At 72.9% G+C, this 16,814-nt stretch carries 17 protein-coding genes; 8 read left to right on the top strand and 9 right to left on the bottom strand.

The window, feature by feature from the left end:
• The coding region (locus QI554_RS29880; RefSeq protein WP_425528077.1) for a lysophospholipid acyltransferase family protein at window positions 1-1,124 on the top strand (1,124 nt) is incomplete at its 5' end.
• A gap of 116 nt (window positions 1,125-1,240) precedes the next feature.
• On the opposite strand, the gene QI554_RS29875 is transcribed toward QI554_RS29880, so the two are convergent.
• The 3 genes from QI554_RS29875 to QI554_RS29865 form a co-directional block, all read right to left on the bottom strand.
• Window positions 1,241-2,506, bottom strand: coding sequence for a DUF5667 domain-containing protein (locus QI554_RS29875; RefSeq protein WP_281474210.1), 1,266 nt, complete (start codon window positions 2,504-2,506; stop codon window positions 1,241-1,243).
• Between the two features lie 145 nt (window positions 2,507-2,651).
• Window positions 2,652-3,434, bottom strand: a complete 783-nt coding sequence (locus QI554_RS29870; RefSeq protein WP_281474208.1) for an ECF subfamily RNA polymerase sigma factor, BldN family — start codon at window positions 3,432-3,434, stop codon at window positions 2,652-2,654.
• Between the two features lie 318 nt (window positions 3,435-3,752).
• The gene (locus QI554_RS29865) at window positions 3,753-4,700 is read right to left on the bottom strand and encodes an HAD family hydrolase (protein WP_281474207.1); all 948 of its coding nucleotides are present in this window, start codon (window positions 4,698-4,700) and stop codon (window positions 3,753-3,755) included.
• Window positions 4,701-4,881: 181 nt separating this feature from the next.
• Here QI554_RS29865 and QI554_RS29860 point away from each other — a divergent pair, with 181 nt between their 5' ends.
• The 6 genes from QI554_RS29860 to hemB all read left to right on the top strand — a co-directional run bounded on the left by QI554_RS29860 (window position 4,882) and on the right by hemB (window position 11,097).
• The gene (locus QI554_RS29860) at window positions 4,882-5,154 is read left to right on the top strand and encodes a glutaredoxin family protein (RefSeq protein ID WP_281474205.1); all 273 of its coding nucleotides are present in this window, start codon (window positions 4,882-4,884) and stop codon (window positions 5,152-5,154) included.
• 222 nt (window positions 5,155-5,376) lie between these two features.
• Window positions 5,377-6,138, top strand: a complete 762-nt coding sequence (locus QI554_RS29855; protein ID WP_281474203.1) for a redox-sensing transcriptional repressor Rex — start codon at window positions 5,377-5,379, stop codon at window positions 6,136-6,138.
• Between the two features lie 46 nt (window positions 6,139-6,184).
• The gene (locus QI554_RS29850; RefSeq protein WP_281474202.1) at window positions 6,185-7,537 is read left to right on the top strand and encodes a glutamyl-tRNA reductase; all 1,353 of its coding nucleotides are present in this window, start codon (window positions 6,185-6,187) and stop codon (window positions 7,535-7,537) included.
• Window positions 7,530-8,492: a hydroxymethylbilane synthase gene (gene hemC / locus QI554_RS29845; RefSeq protein WP_281474201.1), complete on the top strand. Its 963-nt coding sequence runs from the start codon at window positions 7,530-7,532 to the stop codon at window positions 8,490-8,492. Before QI554_RS29850 ends, hemC begins: the two co-directional genes overlap by 8 nt.
• Window positions 8,489-10,099, top strand: a complete 1,611-nt coding sequence (locus QI554_RS29840; protein WP_281474199.1) for a bifunctional uroporphyrinogen-III C-methyltransferase/uroporphyrinogen-III synthase — start codon at window positions 8,489-8,491, stop codon at window positions 10,097-10,099. Before hemC ends, QI554_RS29840 begins: the two co-directional genes overlap by 4 nt.
• A gap of 2 nt (window positions 10,100-10,101) precedes the next feature.
• Window positions 10,102-11,097, top strand: coding sequence for a porphobilinogen synthase (gene hemB, locus QI554_RS29835; protein WP_281474197.1), 996 nt, complete (start codon window positions 10,102-10,104; stop codon window positions 11,095-11,097).
• A gap of 12 nt (window positions 11,098-11,109) precedes the next feature.
• On the opposite strand, the gene QI554_RS29830 is transcribed toward hemB, so the two are convergent.
• From QI554_RS29830 to QI554_RS29810, 5 genes are all read right to left on the bottom strand, one after another.
• Window positions 11,110-11,775, bottom strand: coding sequence for a hypothetical protein (locus QI554_RS29830; protein ID WP_281474195.1), 666 nt, complete (start codon window positions 11,773-11,775; stop codon window positions 11,110-11,112).
• Window positions 11,776-11,848: 73 nt separating this feature from the next.
• Window positions 11,849-13,075, bottom strand: coding sequence for a DUF2786 domain-containing protein (locus tag QI554_RS29825; protein WP_281474193.1), 1,227 nt, complete (start codon window positions 13,073-13,075; stop codon window positions 11,849-11,851).
• A 101-nt stretch (window positions 13,076-13,176) separates the two neighbouring features.
• Window positions 13,177-13,377 (bottom strand): type II toxin-antitoxin system RelE family toxin, encoded by a 201-nt coding sequence (locus QI554_RS29820; protein ID WP_281474191.1) that lies wholly within the window; start codon window positions 13,375-13,377, stop codon window positions 13,177-13,179.
• Window positions 13,378-13,456: 79 nt separating this feature from the next.
• A complete protein-coding gene (locus QI554_RS29815; protein WP_281474189.1) occupies window positions 13,457-13,741 on the bottom strand; it encodes a type II toxin-antitoxin system Phd/YefM family antitoxin in 285 nt (94 codons plus the stop codon).
• Between the two features lie 181 nt (window positions 13,742-13,922).
• Window positions 13,923-14,330, bottom strand: a complete 408-nt coding sequence (locus tag QI554_RS29810; protein WP_281474187.1) for a Rieske (2Fe-2S) protein — start codon at window positions 14,328-14,330, stop codon at window positions 13,923-13,925.
• 222 nt (window positions 14,331-14,552) lie between these two features.
• Here QI554_RS29810 and QI554_RS29805 point away from each other — a divergent pair, with 222 nt between their 5' ends.
• Window positions 14,553-16,115 (top strand): class I adenylate-forming enzyme family protein, encoded by a 1,563-nt coding sequence (locus QI554_RS29805; RefSeq protein ID WP_281474185.1) that lies wholly within the window; start codon window positions 14,553-14,555, stop codon window positions 16,113-16,115.
• An 81-nt stretch (window positions 16,116-16,196) separates the two neighbouring features.
• Here QI554_RS29805 and QI554_RS29800 read toward each other — a convergent pair whose 3' ends face one another.
• Entirely contained in the window at window positions 16,197-16,814 is a 618-nt protein-coding gene (locus QI554_RS29800) for an isochorismatase family protein (RefSeq protein ID WP_281474184.1), read from the bottom strand.

Below are 16,814 nucleotides of genomic sequence, written 5' to 3'. Positions count from 1 at the left end.
CGCGGCGCGCCGGGCGCGGCGCGCGGTCGGCGCAGGCGGCGGTGAGCCAGGTCGCCGACGGGGTCGACGGGGCGTCCGACGGTACGGACGCGGGCCCCGAGGACGCCGTCCCGGTGCGTGAGCGCCCTGCCCGGGTGCGGGCGCTGGGCGCCGCGCCGGAGGCCGGCGAGACACCCGGCGGCTCCCGCGGGCGTTCGGGGACGCCGGGGCTCGGCCTGCTCGCGGGCGCCCTCGGCGGCCTGGCCGGCGGCGCCGTGCGCGGCCTCGCCGACGGCCTCGCGGGGCCCGGCTGGGAGGACAAGGCCGCCGACGGGCTGGCGTTCCTGCGCCGCCGGATCACCGGCGACTACGAGGTCGACGAGTTCGGCTTCGACCAGGAGCTGACCGACCAGCTGATCATGTCGCTGCTCCGGCCGTTCTACGACACGTACTTCCGGGTCGAGGTCAAGGGCCTGGAGAACATCCCGGGCAAGGGCGGCGCGCTGATCGTCGCGAACCACTCCGGGACGCTGCCGCTGGACGCGCTGATGACGCAGGTCGCGGTGCACGACCACCACCCCGACAGCCGCAACCTGCGGCTGCTCGGCGCCGACCTGGTGTTCCAGCTGCCGCTGATCGGGCAGCTGGCGCGCAAGAGCGGGCACACGCTCGCGCACCCCGCGGACGCCGAACGGCTGCTGTCGCAGGGCGAACTGGTCGGCGTGTGGCCGGAGGGCTACAAGGGGCTCGGCAAGCCGTTCAAGGACCGCTACAAGCTGCAGCGGTTCGGGCGGGGCGGGTTCGTGTCGTCGGCGCTGCGCACCGGCGTGCCGATCGTCCCGTGCTCGATCGTCGGGGCCGAGGAGATATACCCCATGATCGGCAACGCGCGGACCCTCGCGCGGCTGCTGGGGCTGCCGTACTTCCCGGTGACGCCGACGTTCCCGCTGCTCGGCCCGGTCGGGCTGCTGCCGCTGCCGACCCGCTGGCGCATCGAGTTCGGCGCGCCGATCCGCACCGACCGGTACCCGGCGCACACCGCCGACGACCCGATGGTGGTGTTCAACCTGACCGACGAGGTCCGCGAGACGATCCAGCACACCATCTACCGGGTGCTGATGCAGCGCAGGTCGGTCTTCTTCTGAGCCGGCTTCCGGCCGGGCGCGCCACTGGGCACCCGGCCGGGCACCGCACGTGAAACGGCGCCGCCGCGGACCACTGGTCCGCGGCGGCGCCGTCGTTCGGTACTCCCGAGACGGGCTCAGGGCTGCTGCGCGCCGCCCTCCGGCGGCGCCGACTGCGGCGCCCCGCCGATCGTGATGCCGATGCCGGGCAGGCCCGGCAGCAGCGGCGGCACGTTGAGGTTCACCGGCGGCAGCGCGGGCGCGGGGACGTCCACGCCGAGGGGCGCGGGCGAACCCGACGGCGAGCCGGACCCGGACGGGCTCGGCTCGAGCAGCGGCACGTTGACGTTCGGCAGTGCCCCCGAACTCGCCGACGGCGAGGGTTCGCCGCCTTGGCCGGTGCCCGGGACGGCCCCGAGCAGCGGTGGCACGGCGCCGGTGAGGCCGCCGGCCGGGGACTGCGGTTGGCCGCCGGGCGCCGCCGGGGCGCCGCCGACCGGGGCGCCGCCCCGCCCGGCCGGGCCGGGGAGCGTGCCCCCGGTCCGTGCCACGTCCTGCGCGTTGACCGCGCCGGGGATCGGCGCGACCTGCCGGTGGATGTCGTACAGCAGGTTCCACACCAGGTCGCGCTGCTCGGCGACCTCGCCGGGCAGCCGGTCGTTGATGAGGTTCATGCGCTCGGTGCCGGTGCGGGCGAAGTCGGCGAGGTCGCGCATCGGCCCGACCTTGCCGTTCTCGTGGTAGGTCTCGGTGAGCAGCGCGCGGCCGTGGGCCGTCTCGTCGCGCATGTCGTCGAGGACCTCCTTGAGGTGCCCGATGGTGCCCTTGCCGACCGTGCCGTCGCCGGACCGGTCGAGGAGCGTCTCGGCCTCGGCCAGCCGGGTGCGTGCCTGGCTCAGGTACTCCTCGCCGCGCTCGCGGTCCGAGTCGGCCATCGAGACCCGCAGGTCCTCCAGGCCGCGCTTGACGCCGTAGGTCATGTCGCCCGGCACCGCGTCGGTGCTCGCATAGGCGACACCGCCCAGGCCGCCCGCGGTGATGACCACCAGCGAGCCGGCCACCGCCCACCGCCGCCGCCAACGCACGGAGCGCTGGCGGGGGATGGCGGCGGGCCGCCGGTGCGCGCCGCGCGGGGCGGGCACCGCGGCGCCCGCGGCGGGCAGTGCGGACGCTTCCTCCAGGAGGCGGCTGCGCAACGCCGCCCGGAAGTCCGCCGACGGAGCGGGGCCTGCCGCCCCCTCCTCGCGCAACAGGGCCACGGTGGCCAAGGCCGCCGAGGTCTCCACATCCCCCTGGTCGCCCCCGTGGGTCTCCCCCCGGCTGGGCGCGGGGCCGGATTCCATCTCGTCGACGGCCTGCGCGAAGGCCAACGCGCGCCGCCGGTCCACAACCGCGATGCTCACGGGCCGCACCTCCTCTCCCCGGAAGCCCGTCCAGGGACGTCTACGGGTCGGGGGCCGTGAGTCGGCTCCCCGCCGCGTGGCGCCCCCGAGGGGGCCGCTATCTGGGAGAACGAGCCGATGCCCTCGGGGGTTACGGAGGTGTGATTCACCGCACGTCCTCCGGAAGCAGGCGGGCCAGCGTCCGGACGGCGCGGTACTGCAGTGTCTTGATGGCACCCTCGTTCTTGCCCATGATCCGGGCCGTCTCGGCCACGGAAAGCCCTTGCAGGAAACGCAGCGTGACGCATTCCTGCTGCTGCGGGTTGAGCCGCCGCACCGCGTCGAGCAGCGCGGCGTTGGACAGCGACTCGAGGACGCAGTCCTCGGGGCTGCTCTCCACCTCGTTGGCGTCGAGCATCTCGCCGGTGGTGACCTCGAGCCGGAACCGGCTGGACTTGAAGTGGTCGGCCACCAGGTTGCGCGCGATGGTCACGAGCCACGCCCCGAAGTCGCGGCCCTGCCAGGTGAACGTGCCGATGCGGCGTAACGCGCGCAGGAAGGTCTCGCTGGTGAGGTCCTCGGCGATCGCCCGGCCCCCGACCCGGTAGTAGATGTAGCGGTACACCGTGTCGAGGTAGTTGTCGTACAGCTGGGCGAACGCGTCGCCGTCGCCGTCCTGGGCGAGTTCGACCAGCGCCATGATGCGCCCGGCCTCGCCGTCCGGTGCGGTGCCCCGGGTGTACCCGGAGCCGCGTGCGGGACGGCCCTGGTCGGTGGTTCCGGTACGGGCGGCGCGGCTGACCGCTCCGGCGAACACGCCTTCGCGGGTCGGTCCGGCGTCCGTGACGGCGGCCAGAACAAGGTCGGTGGGCCAGGGGTCGAGCGAGGCGACCACCGCCGCTCGCAGCGTCGCCAGCCCGGTCACGTCAACCCGGACGATTCGGTGCACGGGACTCCCTGTCGCGTCGGCGTCATCATCATTCGGCTTCATGACTCAATGTGCGGGGACGGTCACCCATCGTAGGGACAACGGGGACTGCCGTGCGCCGATCGAGAATAACGCGTAGTAAAGGAAGGAATACCAAGTGTGCTCATCGGCGTAGCGAAGCTACCCGGATGGCCAGCGGAAGTGTGCTGTTTGAGCCATTCCTGGGACACCGCGACCGTGTGGTGCTACAAGCCGCGATTCCGCGCGTGTTGGGCGTGTTCGGACGCCATGGGGCGGATCGCGCGGATGGGTGCGACTAGACGGGTGCAGGCGGGGTGGTCAGACGAGCGCCGCACGCCGGCGCACGGCGGTGCCGGCGGCGAGCGCCCCCGCGACCGCGCCGATTCCCGCGGCGGCCGGGATGCCGATCCGGGCGGCCTTGCGTCCGGTCCGGTAGTCCTTGACGCGCCAGCCGTGTTCGCGCGCGTGTCGGCGCAGCTTGGCGTCGGGGTTGACCGCGCACGCGTCGCCGACGAGCGACAGCATGGGGATGTCGTTCGACGAGTCGCTGTACGCCGAGCAGTCCGCGAGGTCGAGGCCTTCGCGCACCGCGAGCCCGCGCACCGCCTCGGCCTTGGCCTCGCCGTGCAGGAGTTCGCCGACCAGGCGGCCGGTGTAGACGCCGTCGCGGGTCTCGGAGACGGTGGCGAGCGCGCCGGTCAGGCCGAGCCGGCCGGCGATGGTGGACGCGATCTCGATGGGCGCCGCGGTGACGAGCCAGACCTGCCGGTCGGCGTCGAGGTGGAGCTGGGCCAGCGCGCGGGTGCCCGGCCAGATCTTGTCGGCCATGTACTCGTCGAAGATCTCCTCGCCGAGCGCGGTGATCTCCTCGACGGTGTAGCCCTTCACGAACGACAGCGCGGTCTCCTGCGCGTCGCCGACGTGGCCCATGTGTTCGCCGCCGAGCCGGAAGCGGACCTGCTGCCAGCCGAAGCGCAGGATGTCGCGCGTGTCGAAGAAGCGGCGGGCGTGCAGGCCGCGGGCCATGTGGAAGATAGACGCGCCGCGCATGACGGTGTTGTCGAGGTCGAAGAACGCCGCGCCGAGCGGGCGCTGTTCGTCGGAGGGCGGCGCCTCCGCGGCCTCGCCGGGCGCGGCGTCCGCGTCCGGGAGTATGTCGGGGTGCGCTGACGCGTGGGCCGCCTCGGCGGCGGCCTCACCGGCGGTCACGGCGCGGGTGAGCGCGCCGCCCGGGACATTGCGGAGACTCCGGCGCAGCAGGGCCATACCGCGAGCGTAACGGCCTCGCGTTGCGTCTGTGTGGCGGTCTGCTTGCGCTTGTGTGATGTGGAGGTGTTCGGTCCGGATACGCCGCTGATCGAAGCTGATCGAGCAGGTCGGGTCCTCGACGGCCCGGGCGTGTCGCGGTGGTCCGAGGGGGACCCTCGGGAGGGGGACAATCGGGGGTATGGGCATCTTCCGCCGGCGGGACGCCGCCGTACCGCGCGCCGAGCTCGTGACGCTCCTGACCCGTCCGGGCTGTCATCTGTGCGACGACGCGCGAGCCGTCGTCGAGCGGGTAGCCGCCGAACTGGGGGTGCGGGTCGAGGAGGTGGACATCACGACGGATCCGAAGCTCGAGGAGGAGTACCGCGAGCAGATCCCGGTGACGCTCATCGACGGGCGCCAGCACGACTTCTGGCGGGTGGACGAGCGTCGGCTGCGGGCCGCGCTGGGCTGAGGGGGACCGGTGCGCGAGCGAAGTGCCAGGTCCGGCGGGTCCGGTGGGTCACGGAGCGCTCACCTCCGGGTCACCAACTGTGGTCGAGCTCACAGGGTCGACCGGGAACCGTCGCGTGATGCATGTCACGGCAGGTGCGCAAAACGGACATCAGCTTTGTGCACACGTTCACAAAAGCCTAACCTGGCATTCGAAACCGCAGGTCCCACCCACAGGAGCACCGTGGCTACAGGCCGTACCGAGCGACCGGCGCACCGGGGACGCGGTATTCCCGAGGCGACGGTGGCGAGGCTCCCGCTGTACCTCCGAGCGCTGAGCGCGCTGTCGGAGCGCGGCGTGCCGACCGTGTCCTCCGAGGAGCTCGCGGCCGCCGCCGGGGTCAACTCCGCCAAGCTGCGCAAGGACCTGTCGTACCTCGGGTCGTACGGCACCCGCGGCGTCGGGTACGACGTCGAGTACCTCGTCTACCAGATCTCCCGCGAGCTGGGCCTCACGCAGGACTGGCCGGTCGCCATCATCGGCATCGGCAACCTGGGCCACGCGCTCGCCAACTACGGCGGCTTCGCTTCCCGCGGCTTCCGCGTCGCGGCGCTGCTGGACGCCGACCGCGCGGTGGCCGGGCAGCGGATAGCCGGGATGGTCGTGCGGCACATGGACGACCTCGAGCAGATCGTGCGCGACGACCGCGTGTCGATCGGGGTCATCACCACCCCCGCGCCCGCCGCGCAGGGTGTGTGCGACCGGCTCGTCGCGGCCGGCATCACCAGCATCCTGAACTTCGCGCCGACGGTCCTCGCCGTTCCCGAGGGCGTCGACGTGCGCAAGGTGGACCTGTCGATAGAGCTGCAGATCCTCGCCTTCCACGAGCAGCGCAAGTCGGCGACCGACGCCGGCCCCACTCTTCCCCCGACCGCTCCTCCGCCGGCCGGCACCGCCGCGCGCGGCGACCGGGGCGGCGACCTGCCCGAGGTGATGCCGGCGTGAACGTCCGGACCGCATACGCCTTTACGCCTGACCACCGGGGGGACGCATGAGCGTCCTCGTGGTCGGGCTGAGCCACCGCACCGCTCCCGTGAGCCTGCTGGAGCGGGTGGCGGTGGCCGGTGACGCCCAGGCCAAGCTGCTGCAGGACATGGCGGCCGCCGAGCCGGTCGCCGAGGCGATGCTGCTCTCGACGTGCAACCGCGTCGAGCTGTACGCCGACGTGGACCGGTTCCACGGCGGCGTCGACGGCCTGTCCGGGCTGCTGTCCCGGCACACCGGCGTGACGCTGGAGGAGCTGACCCCGCACCTGTACGTCCACTACGAGGAGCGGGCGGTCCACCACCTGTTCTCGGTGGCGTGCGGCCTCGACTCGATGGTGGTCGGCGAGGGCCAGATCCTCGGCCAGCTGAAGACCTCGCTGGCGCTCGCGCAGGAGTACGACACCGCGGGCCGGGTGCTGAACGACCTGGCGCAGCAGGCGCTGCGGGTCGGCAAGCGCGCGCACTCCGAGACCGGCATCGACCGCGCGGGCCAGTCGCTGGTGACCGTCGCGCTCGAGCAGGCCGAGCTGGTGTTCGGCCCGGTGGCCGGCGCCCGTTCGCTGGTCGTCGGCGCGGGCTCGATGAGCGCGCTGGCCGCGACGACGCTGGCCCGCCAGGGCGACAGCAACGTCGCGCCGAACATCGTCATCACCAACCGCACCTACGAGCGCGCCGAGCACCTCGCCGACCAGGTCGGCGGGCGCGCGGTGCCGATCACCGCGCTGCCGGACGCGCTGTCCGCCGCGGACGTGGTCATCTCGTGCACCGGCGCGACCGGCCTGGTCATCACCAAGGCCGACGTCGAGCAGGTGCTCGCGGCCCGCCGCGAGCGCGGCGCCGAGCGGCCGCTGGTGCTGATCGACCTGGCGCTGCCGCGTGACGTCGACCCCGCGGTGCGCGGCCTGGACGGCCTGCACCTGGTCGACCTCGAGCTGCTCGCGGACGTCGGCAGCGGTGCCTCGGGCACCGCCGACGTCGACCTGGTGCGCCAGCTGGTGGGCGCCGAGGTCGCCGAGTTCGCCGCCGCGCAGCGCGCGCAGGTGGTCACGCCGACGGTCGTCGCGCTGCGCGCGATGGCCGCGGACGTCGTGCGGGCGGAGCTGGAACGGCTCAGCGGACGCACCCCCGACCTGGACCCGAAGACGCGCGGCGAGCTCGAGCAGACGGTCCGCCGCATCGTCGACAAGCTGCTTCACGCGCCGACCGTGCGGGTGAAGCAGCTGGCCGGCGAGCCGGGCGGGGCCTCCTACGCGGAGGCGCTGCGCACGCTGTTCGACCTCGGTTCGGGCCCGATGGCGGCGGTCAGCCGCGCGGACCTGCCGAGCCAGGCGACCGGCGAGGGGGTGCCGCATGAGTGAGCGCATAGCCGACGGCGACAAGCCGCTGCGGCTCGGCACGCGGCGCAGCGCGCTGGCGATGGCCCAGTCCGGGCACGTCGCGAAGGCGCTGACCGAGGCGACCGGGCGTGCCGTGGAGCTGGTGGAGATCACCACGTACGGCGACACGTCCCGCGAGCACCTCGCGCAGATCGGCGGCACGGGCGTGTTCGTGTCGGCGCTGCGCGACGCGCTGCTCGACGGGTCGATCGACTTCGCGGTGCACTCGCTGAAGGACCTGCCGACCGCCGAGCCCGAGGGCCTGGTGCTGGCGGCGGTGCCGCCGCGGCAGGACCCGCGCGACGCGTTGATCGCGCGCGACGGGCTGACGTTGGGCGAACTGCCGCCGGGCTCCCGGATCGGCACCGGATCGCCGCGCCGGGCCGCGCAGCTGCGCGCGCTCGGGCTCGGGCACGAGATCGTGCCGATCCGCGGGAACGTGGACACCCGGATCGGGTATGTCACGTCCGGCGAGATCGACGCGGTCGTCCTCGCCAAGGCGGGCCTGGCCCGTCTCGGCCGGGCGGACGAGGCCACCGAGGTCCTCGATCCGCTCCAGATGCTGCCGGCCCCCGGTCAAGGGGCGCTGGCCGTCGAGTGCGCGTCGTCGGACGCCGCGCTCGCCGAACTGCTCGCCGTGCTCGACGACCCGGACACCCGGGCCGCCGTGCTGGCCGAGCGCATGCTCCTCGCCGAACTGGAGGCCGGTTGCTCGGCCCCGGTGGGCGCTCTCGCGGACGTGTCCGTGGGGGAGTCCGGCGGTGTGGAGGTCACCGAGCTGTACCTCAGGGCCGTAGTCGCGAGCGAAGACGGCACCATGAACGTACGGTTGTCCGCCACCGGACCCCTGGACGAGGCGGCGTCGCTCGGCCGATCGCTGGCCGCTGAGATGCTTGCCCGGGGTGCCGCCGGTCTTATGGGGGAGCGCGTCCCTTGAGCCCCAGAGCGAAGAAGAAGCCCAGCGGAACCGTCACCTTCGTCGGTGCGGGCCCCGGCGATCCCCGTCTGCTGACCCTGCGTGCCGTCGAGGTGCTGGCCGAGGCCGACGTGGTCGTCGCCGATGCCGCGACGAGGGCGCAGGTGCTGTTCCACTGCCGTCCCGACGTCGAGGTGGTCGACCCCTCGGCCGGTGAGGACGGCGAGCCCCTGGCCGCCGCGGGCCGGGCCAAGCTGATCGTCGCGGCCGCGCGTGCGGGCCGCGTGGTCGTGCGTACCGTCGACGGCGACCCGGTCGTGGACCAGGGCGCGGTCGAGGAGATCGCGACGGTCGCGAAGGCCAAGGTGCCGTTCGAGGTCGTGCCGGGCGTTCCGGCGTGCACCGCGGTGCCGGCGTACGCGGGTGTGCCGCTGCACAGCGCGCGAAGTGGTGCGGGGGGCGTGCGGGTCCTCGACATCGCCGAGCCGTCGACCGACTGGGCGACGGTCGGCGCGACCGACGGCACGCTCGTGCTGCGCGGCGCGGTCGACCAGATCGCGGAGATCGCGCAGGAGCTGGTCGCGGGCGGCCGCAAGCCGGCCACGCCGGTGTCGGTGACGACGCAGGGCACCACGACCGAGCAGCGCACCATCGTGTCGACGCTGGCGAACGTGGCGGCGGACCTGAAGGCGGCGCGGGTCGCGCTGCCGGCGGTGATCGTGGTGGGCGACGTGGTCGCGCAGCGCGACACCCTGTCGTGGTTCGAAACCAAGCCGTTGTTCGGCTGGCGCGTGCTGGTGCCGCGCACCAAAGAGCAGTCGGCCTCGCTGTCCGAGCAGCTGCGCTCGTACGGCGCGGTGCCGCACGAGGTGCCGACCATCGCGGTCGAGCCGCCGCGCACTCCGCAGCAGATGGAGCGGGCCATCAAGGGCCTGGTCACCGGCCGCTACGAGTGGGTGGCCTTCACCTCGACGAACGCCGTCAAGGCGGTGCGCGAGCGCTTCGAGGAGTACGGCCTGGACGCGCGCGCGTTCGCGGGCATCAAGGTGGCCGCGGTCGGCGAGCAGACTGCCCGTGCGCTGGTGGAGTTCGGCGTGAAGCCGGACCTGGTGCCGTCGGGCGAGCAGTCCGCCGCCGGGCTGCTCGAGGACTGGCCGCCGTACGACCCGGTGTTCGACCCGATCGACCGGGTGTTCCTGCCGCGCGCCGACATCGCGACCGAGACGCTGGTCGCGGGCCTGGTCGAGCTGGGCTGGGAGGTCGACGACGTCACGGCGTACCGCACGGTGCGCGCGGCGCCGCCGCCGGCCGACACCCGCGAGGCGATCAAGGGCGGCGGCTTCGACGCGGTGCTCTTCACGTCCTCGTCGACGGTCCGCAACCTGGTCGGCATCGCCGGGAAGCCGCACGCGGTGACGGTGATCGCGTGCATCGGGTCGGCGACCGCGAAGACCGCCGAGGAGCACGGATTGCGCGTTGACGTCATGGCGCCGGAGCCGTCTGTGGCAGCCTTGGCGGAGGCGCTGGCCGAGTTCGGGGCCGCGCGGCGCACGTCTCTCATCGAAGCGGGCGAACCGGTGACGAAGCCCAGTGAGCGCCGTCCCGGGTCGCGGAGGAAGGCGAAGTAGTGATGGCTGACGCACCGTCAGGGTCCGGTTTCCCCTTGGTCCGACCGAGGAGGCTGCGCCGGACCCCGGCGGTGCGCCGCCTTGTCGCGGAGACGCGACTGCACCCGGCCGAGCTGATCCTGCCGCTGTTCGTGCGGGAGGGCGCGGCGGAGCCGATCCCGGTGTCGTCGATGCCAGGCGTCGTCCAGCACACCCGCGACACGCTGCGGAAGGCCGCGCACGACGCGGTCGCGGCGGGCGTGGGCGGCCTGATGCTGTTCGGCATCCCGGCGGTCAAGGACGCGTGCGGGACGGCCGGCACCGACCCGGACGGGATCCTGCAGGTCGCGCTGCGCGACGTCGCCGCCGAGGTGGGCGGCGACGCGGTGATCATGTCCGACCTGTGCCTGGACGAGTTCACCGACCACGGTCACTGCGGTGTGCTGCGCGAGGACGGCAGCGTCGACAACGACGCGACGCTCGAGCGGTACGCGGAGATGGCGCTGGCGCAGGCCGAGGCGGGCGCTGACATGCTCGGCCCCAGCGGCATGATGGACGGTCAGGTCGGCTACGTGCGGCGGGCGTTGGACGCCGCGGGCTACCAGGACACGGCGATCCTGGCGTACAGCGCGAAGTACGCGAGCGGTTTCTACGGCCCGTTCCGCGAGGCGGTCGAGTCGACGCTGCAGGGCGACCGCATGACGTACCAGCAGGACCCGGCGAACGCGGACGAGTCGATCCGCGAGGTCCTCCTCGACATCGAGGAGGGCGCGGACATGGTCATGGTGAAGCCGGCCATGGCGTACCTGGACATCGTGCGGCGCATCGCCGACCTGGTGCACGTGCCGGTGGCGGCGTACCAGGTCAGCGGCGAGTACGCGATGGTCGAGGCGGCGGCCGCACACGGCTGGATCGACCGGGACCGGGTGATCATGGAGACCCTGACGTCGATCCGCCGCGCGGGCGCGTCGTCGATCCTGACCTACTGGGCCGTCGAGGCGGCGCGCAAGCTGCGCTGAGCCGCGACCGGCTCAGATCGCGGTGGACGCCTGGTCGCCGCTGTGGTCGCTGGCCCACGTCTCCGCACGGGTGTCCGTCGTGTCCCTGAACCACAGGAGCACGCTGGCGACCAGGATCCAGATCCCGCCGAGCGGGAACGCGATCCACGTCACCCACGGAACGAGGCCGCCTACGCCGATGACGACGCCCGCCCACCCCATCCAGCGGGGGAGCGGCGTCGCGGCGCGGACGACCGCGAGGCCCGCGGCGAGCATGAGCACCGCCATGCCGAAGAACGCGATGAAGAAAGCGTCGTTCGACACCGCGTTGAGCGCGACGATCGAGTCCGAGGTGAACCGCCGCTCGTTCGCGGCGTCGACGAGCGCGGCGCTGCTCGCGGCCGCGACGAAGTAGCCGACCCCGGTCGCCACCCCGCCGACCAGCACGGTGTGCGGCAGCCAGCCCGACCCGCCGTTGCGCGCACGCAGCACGCTGAACAGGTAGGCCGAGAAGAACACGAGTGCGACGCCGGCCAGCATCAGCAGCCAGATGGCACCCCACTGCCGGTTCTCGTGGACGACGTAATAGCTCCTGATCTGCTGGGCGGACTTGTCGATGTCGGGGGTGCCCATCGTCATGAGGAACGAGGCGACACTGAGACCCACGGCGGCGACGCCGGTCAACGGTCCGGTACGCATGGCAAGCCTCCTGGTGGGACGACGGTGAAGGCTTGCTTTCAGTTTGTCACTACGTGTTGCGTATGAGGGTGTTTTAGCGGCCTGTGACGGCGCGGGGGTGGAGGGTCGCGCGGTCGGCGGCGGCCTTGCCGTGCGCCCAGCCCTCCTCGTCGCGGATCTTGACGCGGTGGGTGGTCAGCTCCGGGAAGAGCCGGTCGGTCGTGGCCTGGACGGCGACGTCGCGGGCGGCGAGGACGGGGAGCAGGTCGGAGGCGGCGGCCGGGATGCCGTCGGCGCCGGGGTGGGCGGCCTCGTGGGTCGCCTCGGCCTGCTTGGTGGCGGCGGCCAGGCGGTCGCCGATGCGGCCGGCGTACGCGACGAGGAACGACTGCCGGAACGAGCGCGACCGCGACCGGCCACGGCTGCCGGCCCGGCCCATCGCCGCCGTCGCCTGCACGAGCAGTGAGGTGTACAGCAGTTCGACCGCGTCCAGGTCCGGGTCGAAGCCGATCACCGTCGAGAACCCGAAGTCGCGCGACCACACCGTGCGGCAGCGGTTCGCCTCCGCGACGGCGTTCAGTAGCAGGGCCTTCGCCCCGTCGTACGGCGCGTCGACGCCGATCCGGATCGCACCGGGCCCCACCCCCGGACCGCCGCCGCTCCGGTCGACCAGCGCCGCGTCGATGCTGTACCGCGCCATCAGCTCCTGGGCCTTGGCGGTCAGCGCCTCGGCCTCCTCGGGGAACTCCGTCGACTCGGCCTTGGCCAGCAGACCGCGGATCCGCCCGAGCACGCGCGGCTCGGTACCGTCCGCCACCGGGGCGGCCTCCGCCGCCTCCGCGGCCAGCGGCGTGATGCCGGGCAGCCGGCCCAGCAGGCGCAGCACCTCCAGCGCGTACCCCGCCGTCTCGAACCGGGTCAGCTGCTCGCGCCGCGCGAACTCCGGCAGGTAGTGCTCGTCGCCGCCCCACCACGGCGTGTCCGCCCCGAGCTCGCGTATCTGCGCGGCCCAGCGCGACCCCCGCCCCGACGCGGGGTCGCGGCGCGCGGCGGCGGCCACGACGTCGACGGCCAGCCGCACATGCCGCTCGCTCAGCCCGCGCCCCACCATCCGGACGACGTCGGCTGGCTGCCAGCCGCGCGACCAGCACCCGTCCGCGACCCGCTCGGCCAGCGCCAGGAACGCCCGGCTCACCTCGGGCCACCGCTCCGCGGGATCGGCCAACCGGGACGCCCCGGAATCGACGGCGACCTGCGCCGCGTCGTCGTCAGGGGAACCGAGGACGGCGTGCAGGATCTCGTCGAGCTGGGCTGCGGGCATGCGTCCCATTGTCCGGCATCGGCCACGGAACCCGGATCGCCGTGTCGCGAGCGGCCGCGGAGCCCGGATCACGGCGTACGGTGCCGCCGGACGTGCCGAATTCAGGTGCGGTAGGCGTCAGCGCGCGGCGCGATGTCGAGGACGTCGACCGTGAGTGTCTTGTCGTCGATCGCGTAGCGGATCCGGTACGTGCCGCGGCGTGCCGACCACAGCCCCTCGAACGGCTCGTGGAGCGGCTTGCCGACGCGATGCGGGTCGTTGCGCAGCGGACCGTTGATGAACTCGAACGCGGCGAAGGCCACCGCAGAGGGAAGGCGGTCCGTGAGCGCGCGCCGGGCGACGGGCGCAATGCGGAGCGCGTATAGGGCAGGGCCCGGAGGGTTACTCACCGCGGCGCCGCCGCTCGGCCATCAGGTCGGCCAGCTCGTCCGCTGTGCTGAACTCGCCCACGGCGATGTCGCTGCGCGCCTGCTCGATACGGGCGCGGGCGGGGCCGTCGGCCAACAGCTCGATGGTCTCTTGTATGGCCTCGAAGTCCTCGACGGCCAGTATCACGACGGCCGGCTCACCGTTGCGGGTGACGGTCACCTGCTCGTGCGTGCGAACCACCTCGTCGACGACCGACGAGAGCTGCGTCTTGGCGTTGGCCAGCGAGAGCGTCTTCATGACCAGAATTCTAGGCTGGATCAGAATTCTGGTCAATCGGGCCCGGAGCTCGGAGGCGGGACCGGCTCTCGGCCGGGAAGGACGTCTCGGGTAGCTACACGTTCCCGGCGTACGCGGGTCCCGGCTACACGGCCCGCGTCCGACCGGCCCGCTCCGGGTCGGCCGGAGCCGGGCCCCGGCGTCACGCGCTGATTCGGTCGCACACGTCGCGCCTGGCCTCGCGGGCCTCGCGCGGTGCCGGGTTCACGTACAGGACGCCGTCGACGACCACCGGTTCGTAGGTCCGCAGCGCCCTGCAGGACTGTTCGCCGATCGACTTCCCCGTGTCGGCGCGGAAGACGCCCTTGTGGGACGGGCAGGTGACCTCGTCGCCGCGCGCGGTCCCGCGGGAGAGGAGGGCGCCGGCGTGGGGGCAGCGGTCTTCGAAGGCGTGGACCGTCGCGCCGTGCCGGAGCACGGCGATCGGGGGGTTCTGGCAGATCCGCTGGACGGCGCCTTCAGGGACGTCGGCCAGCGGCCCCACACGTACGGCGCCCTCGGGGACGGCCGGCGGGGGCGTCCGGCGGTCCCGGCGGAACGGCACCTTCATACGGGGCAGGGTAGGCATACCTGCGTGGGAAGGACAGCGCTTCGGTGATCGAATTCACCCCGCTGTGCGGGCGTGACCTCAGCCACCCCACGGCGGCCCTTTCGGCGGACCAGGATTCTGACGTACCGTCAGGTCGGCATGTCGTGCGCGCGCCCCGGCGGTTCCCCGCGGTGCGCCGGCGCGGCCGCCGGTCCGGGCGAAACATCCTCACGTGGAGGGCACGTGTCTGATCCGATCTACGACGCCGCGACGCTCTGGGAGCTGGTCGAGCGCCGGGCCGCGGCCTCGCCCGACACCCCGATGCTGCTCGACCCGGAGGACCGCAGGGTCACGTTCGGGGAGTTCAAGGCGTGGGCGGAGCGGGTCGCGGCCGGGTACCACGCGCTGGGCATCACGGCCGGCACGCGCGTGACGTGGCAGCTGCCGACGCGGATCGAGTCGATCGTCGCGGCGACCGCGCTGGCCCGCCTGGGCGCGGTCCAGAACCCGATCATCCCGTTCTACCGGGAGAAGGAGGTCGGGTTCTGCCTGCGCCAGACCGGCGCCGAGTTCTACCTGACGCCCGGCACCTGGAAGGGCTTCGACTTCGTCGCCATGGGCGAGGCGCTGGGCAAGGAACTGCCCGGCGGGCTCACCGTGTTGAGCGCGTACGACAGCTTGCCCGAGGGTGACCCGGCGACGCTGCCGCCGGCGCCGACCGACGGCGACGAGGTGCGGTGGCTGTACTACACGTCCGGCACGACGTCCGACCCGAAGGGTGTGCAGCACACCGACGGCACGCTGATCGCGGGCGGCCTGGGCCTGGCGAAGGCGCTGGACATGGCCGAGACCGACATCGGCTCGATCGCCTTCCCGTACGCGCACATCGCCGGCCCGGACTACGTGAACACGCTGCTGATCACCGGCTTCCCGGCGGTCATCATCGAGACGTTCGACCCGGCAGGCGTCATCCCGGTGTACGCGCGCCTGGGCGTCACGATGGTCGGCGGCGGCCCGGCGTTCTACGTCGCGTTCCTCAACGAGCAGCGCAAGCAGCCCGGCGAGAAGATCATCCCGTCGCTGCGCATCGTGTCCGGCGGCGGCGCGCCCAAGCCGCCGGAGCTGTACCACGAGGTCGTCGACGAGATGCAGGCCGTGCTGTGCCACGGCTACGGCATGACCGAGTCGCCGATGATCGCGCAGGGCGGCCCGAACGACACCCCGGACCAGCTGAAGTTCTCCGAGGGCAAGCCGGTGCACGGCATCGAGGTGCGCATCGTGCGCGCGGACGGCACGGTGGCCGGCCCCGACGAGGAGGGCGAGGTCCGGCTGCGCGGCCCGATGGTCTTCAAGGGCTACACGGACCCGGAGCTGACCAAGGAGGCGTTCGACGAGGACGGCTTCTACCGCACCGGCGACCTGGGCAAGCTGCGCACGGACGGCCACCTGTCGCTGACCGGCCGCCTGAAGGACGTCATCATCCGCAAGGGCGAGAACATCTCCGCGCGCGAGATCGAGGACCTGCTGTTCGCGCACCCGAAGGTCGCCGACGTCGCCGTGGTCGGCCTGACCGACCGCGAGCGGGGCGAGCGCGTGTGCGCGGTGGTGGAGCGTCAGCCGGGGCAGCCCGACCTGGAGTTCGACGAGATGGTGCGGTACCTGAAGGACGCGAGCCTGATGGTGCAGAAGATCCCGGAGCAGCTCGAGGTCGTGGACGCGCTGCCGCGCAACGAGACGCTGCGCAAGGTGCTGAAGTTCAAGATCCGCGACGAGTACAACGCGAAGCCGTGGGCGCCGCAGCGCTGACGCGGCTGAGCTGACGGTCTGACACACGCGAACGGGCGGCCTCGGGGGAGTCCCCGGGGCCGCCCGTCGTCGTGTGCTCGGTCAGCGGGTCCAGGCCGCCGTCACCTCGGCCGCGGTGGTGATCGTCGCCACAGCGCCGAGGGTGTTGGCGAGCACCGCCTCGGCGTACTCGGCGGGGAAGCCGGCCACCGCCTCGCGCGGTACGACGAACTGGAAGCCGGCGTTGACGGCGTCCATCGCGAAGTTGAGCATCCCGACGTTGAGCGACACCCCGACGCCGACGACCGTGGTGACGCCGAGGTTGCGCAGGACCGCCGCGAGCCCGGTATCGGCCATCGGTCCCAGTCCGTGATACCTCGTCAGGACGAGGTCGGATTCGGCCACTTCGATGCCTTCGGCGACCTCGGCCGCCACGGAGCCGGGCAGCAGCTGCACGGGCGCCTTGGCGGCGGCGCCGAACATGCGGGCGTTGCGGTTCGCGCCCTGGCCGTCGGCGCGCCGCAGGGCGAGGCAGTGCAGGACGGGGACGCCGGCGGAGCGTGCGGCGCGACACAGCCCGTCGATGGCCGGAATCAGACCCTGGGTCTGCTCGGCGAGGGCGGGGAAGACGGCGTCCTTCCCGATCACGCCGTTCTGGCATTCCTGGGTGACCAGGGCGGTCGTGCGCGGTGCGAGCAACGTACCCATATCGAGTGCCAT

Origin of the sequence: Yinghuangia seranimata, from assembly GCF_029953285.1 — a bacterium.
Lineage (GTDB): Bacteria > Actinomycetota > Actinomycetes > Streptomycetales > Streptomycetaceae > Yinghuangia > Yinghuangia seranimata.
Note: the sequence above shows the minus strand (reverse complement) of the source record. Positions and strands in the feature narration are given on the sequence as shown.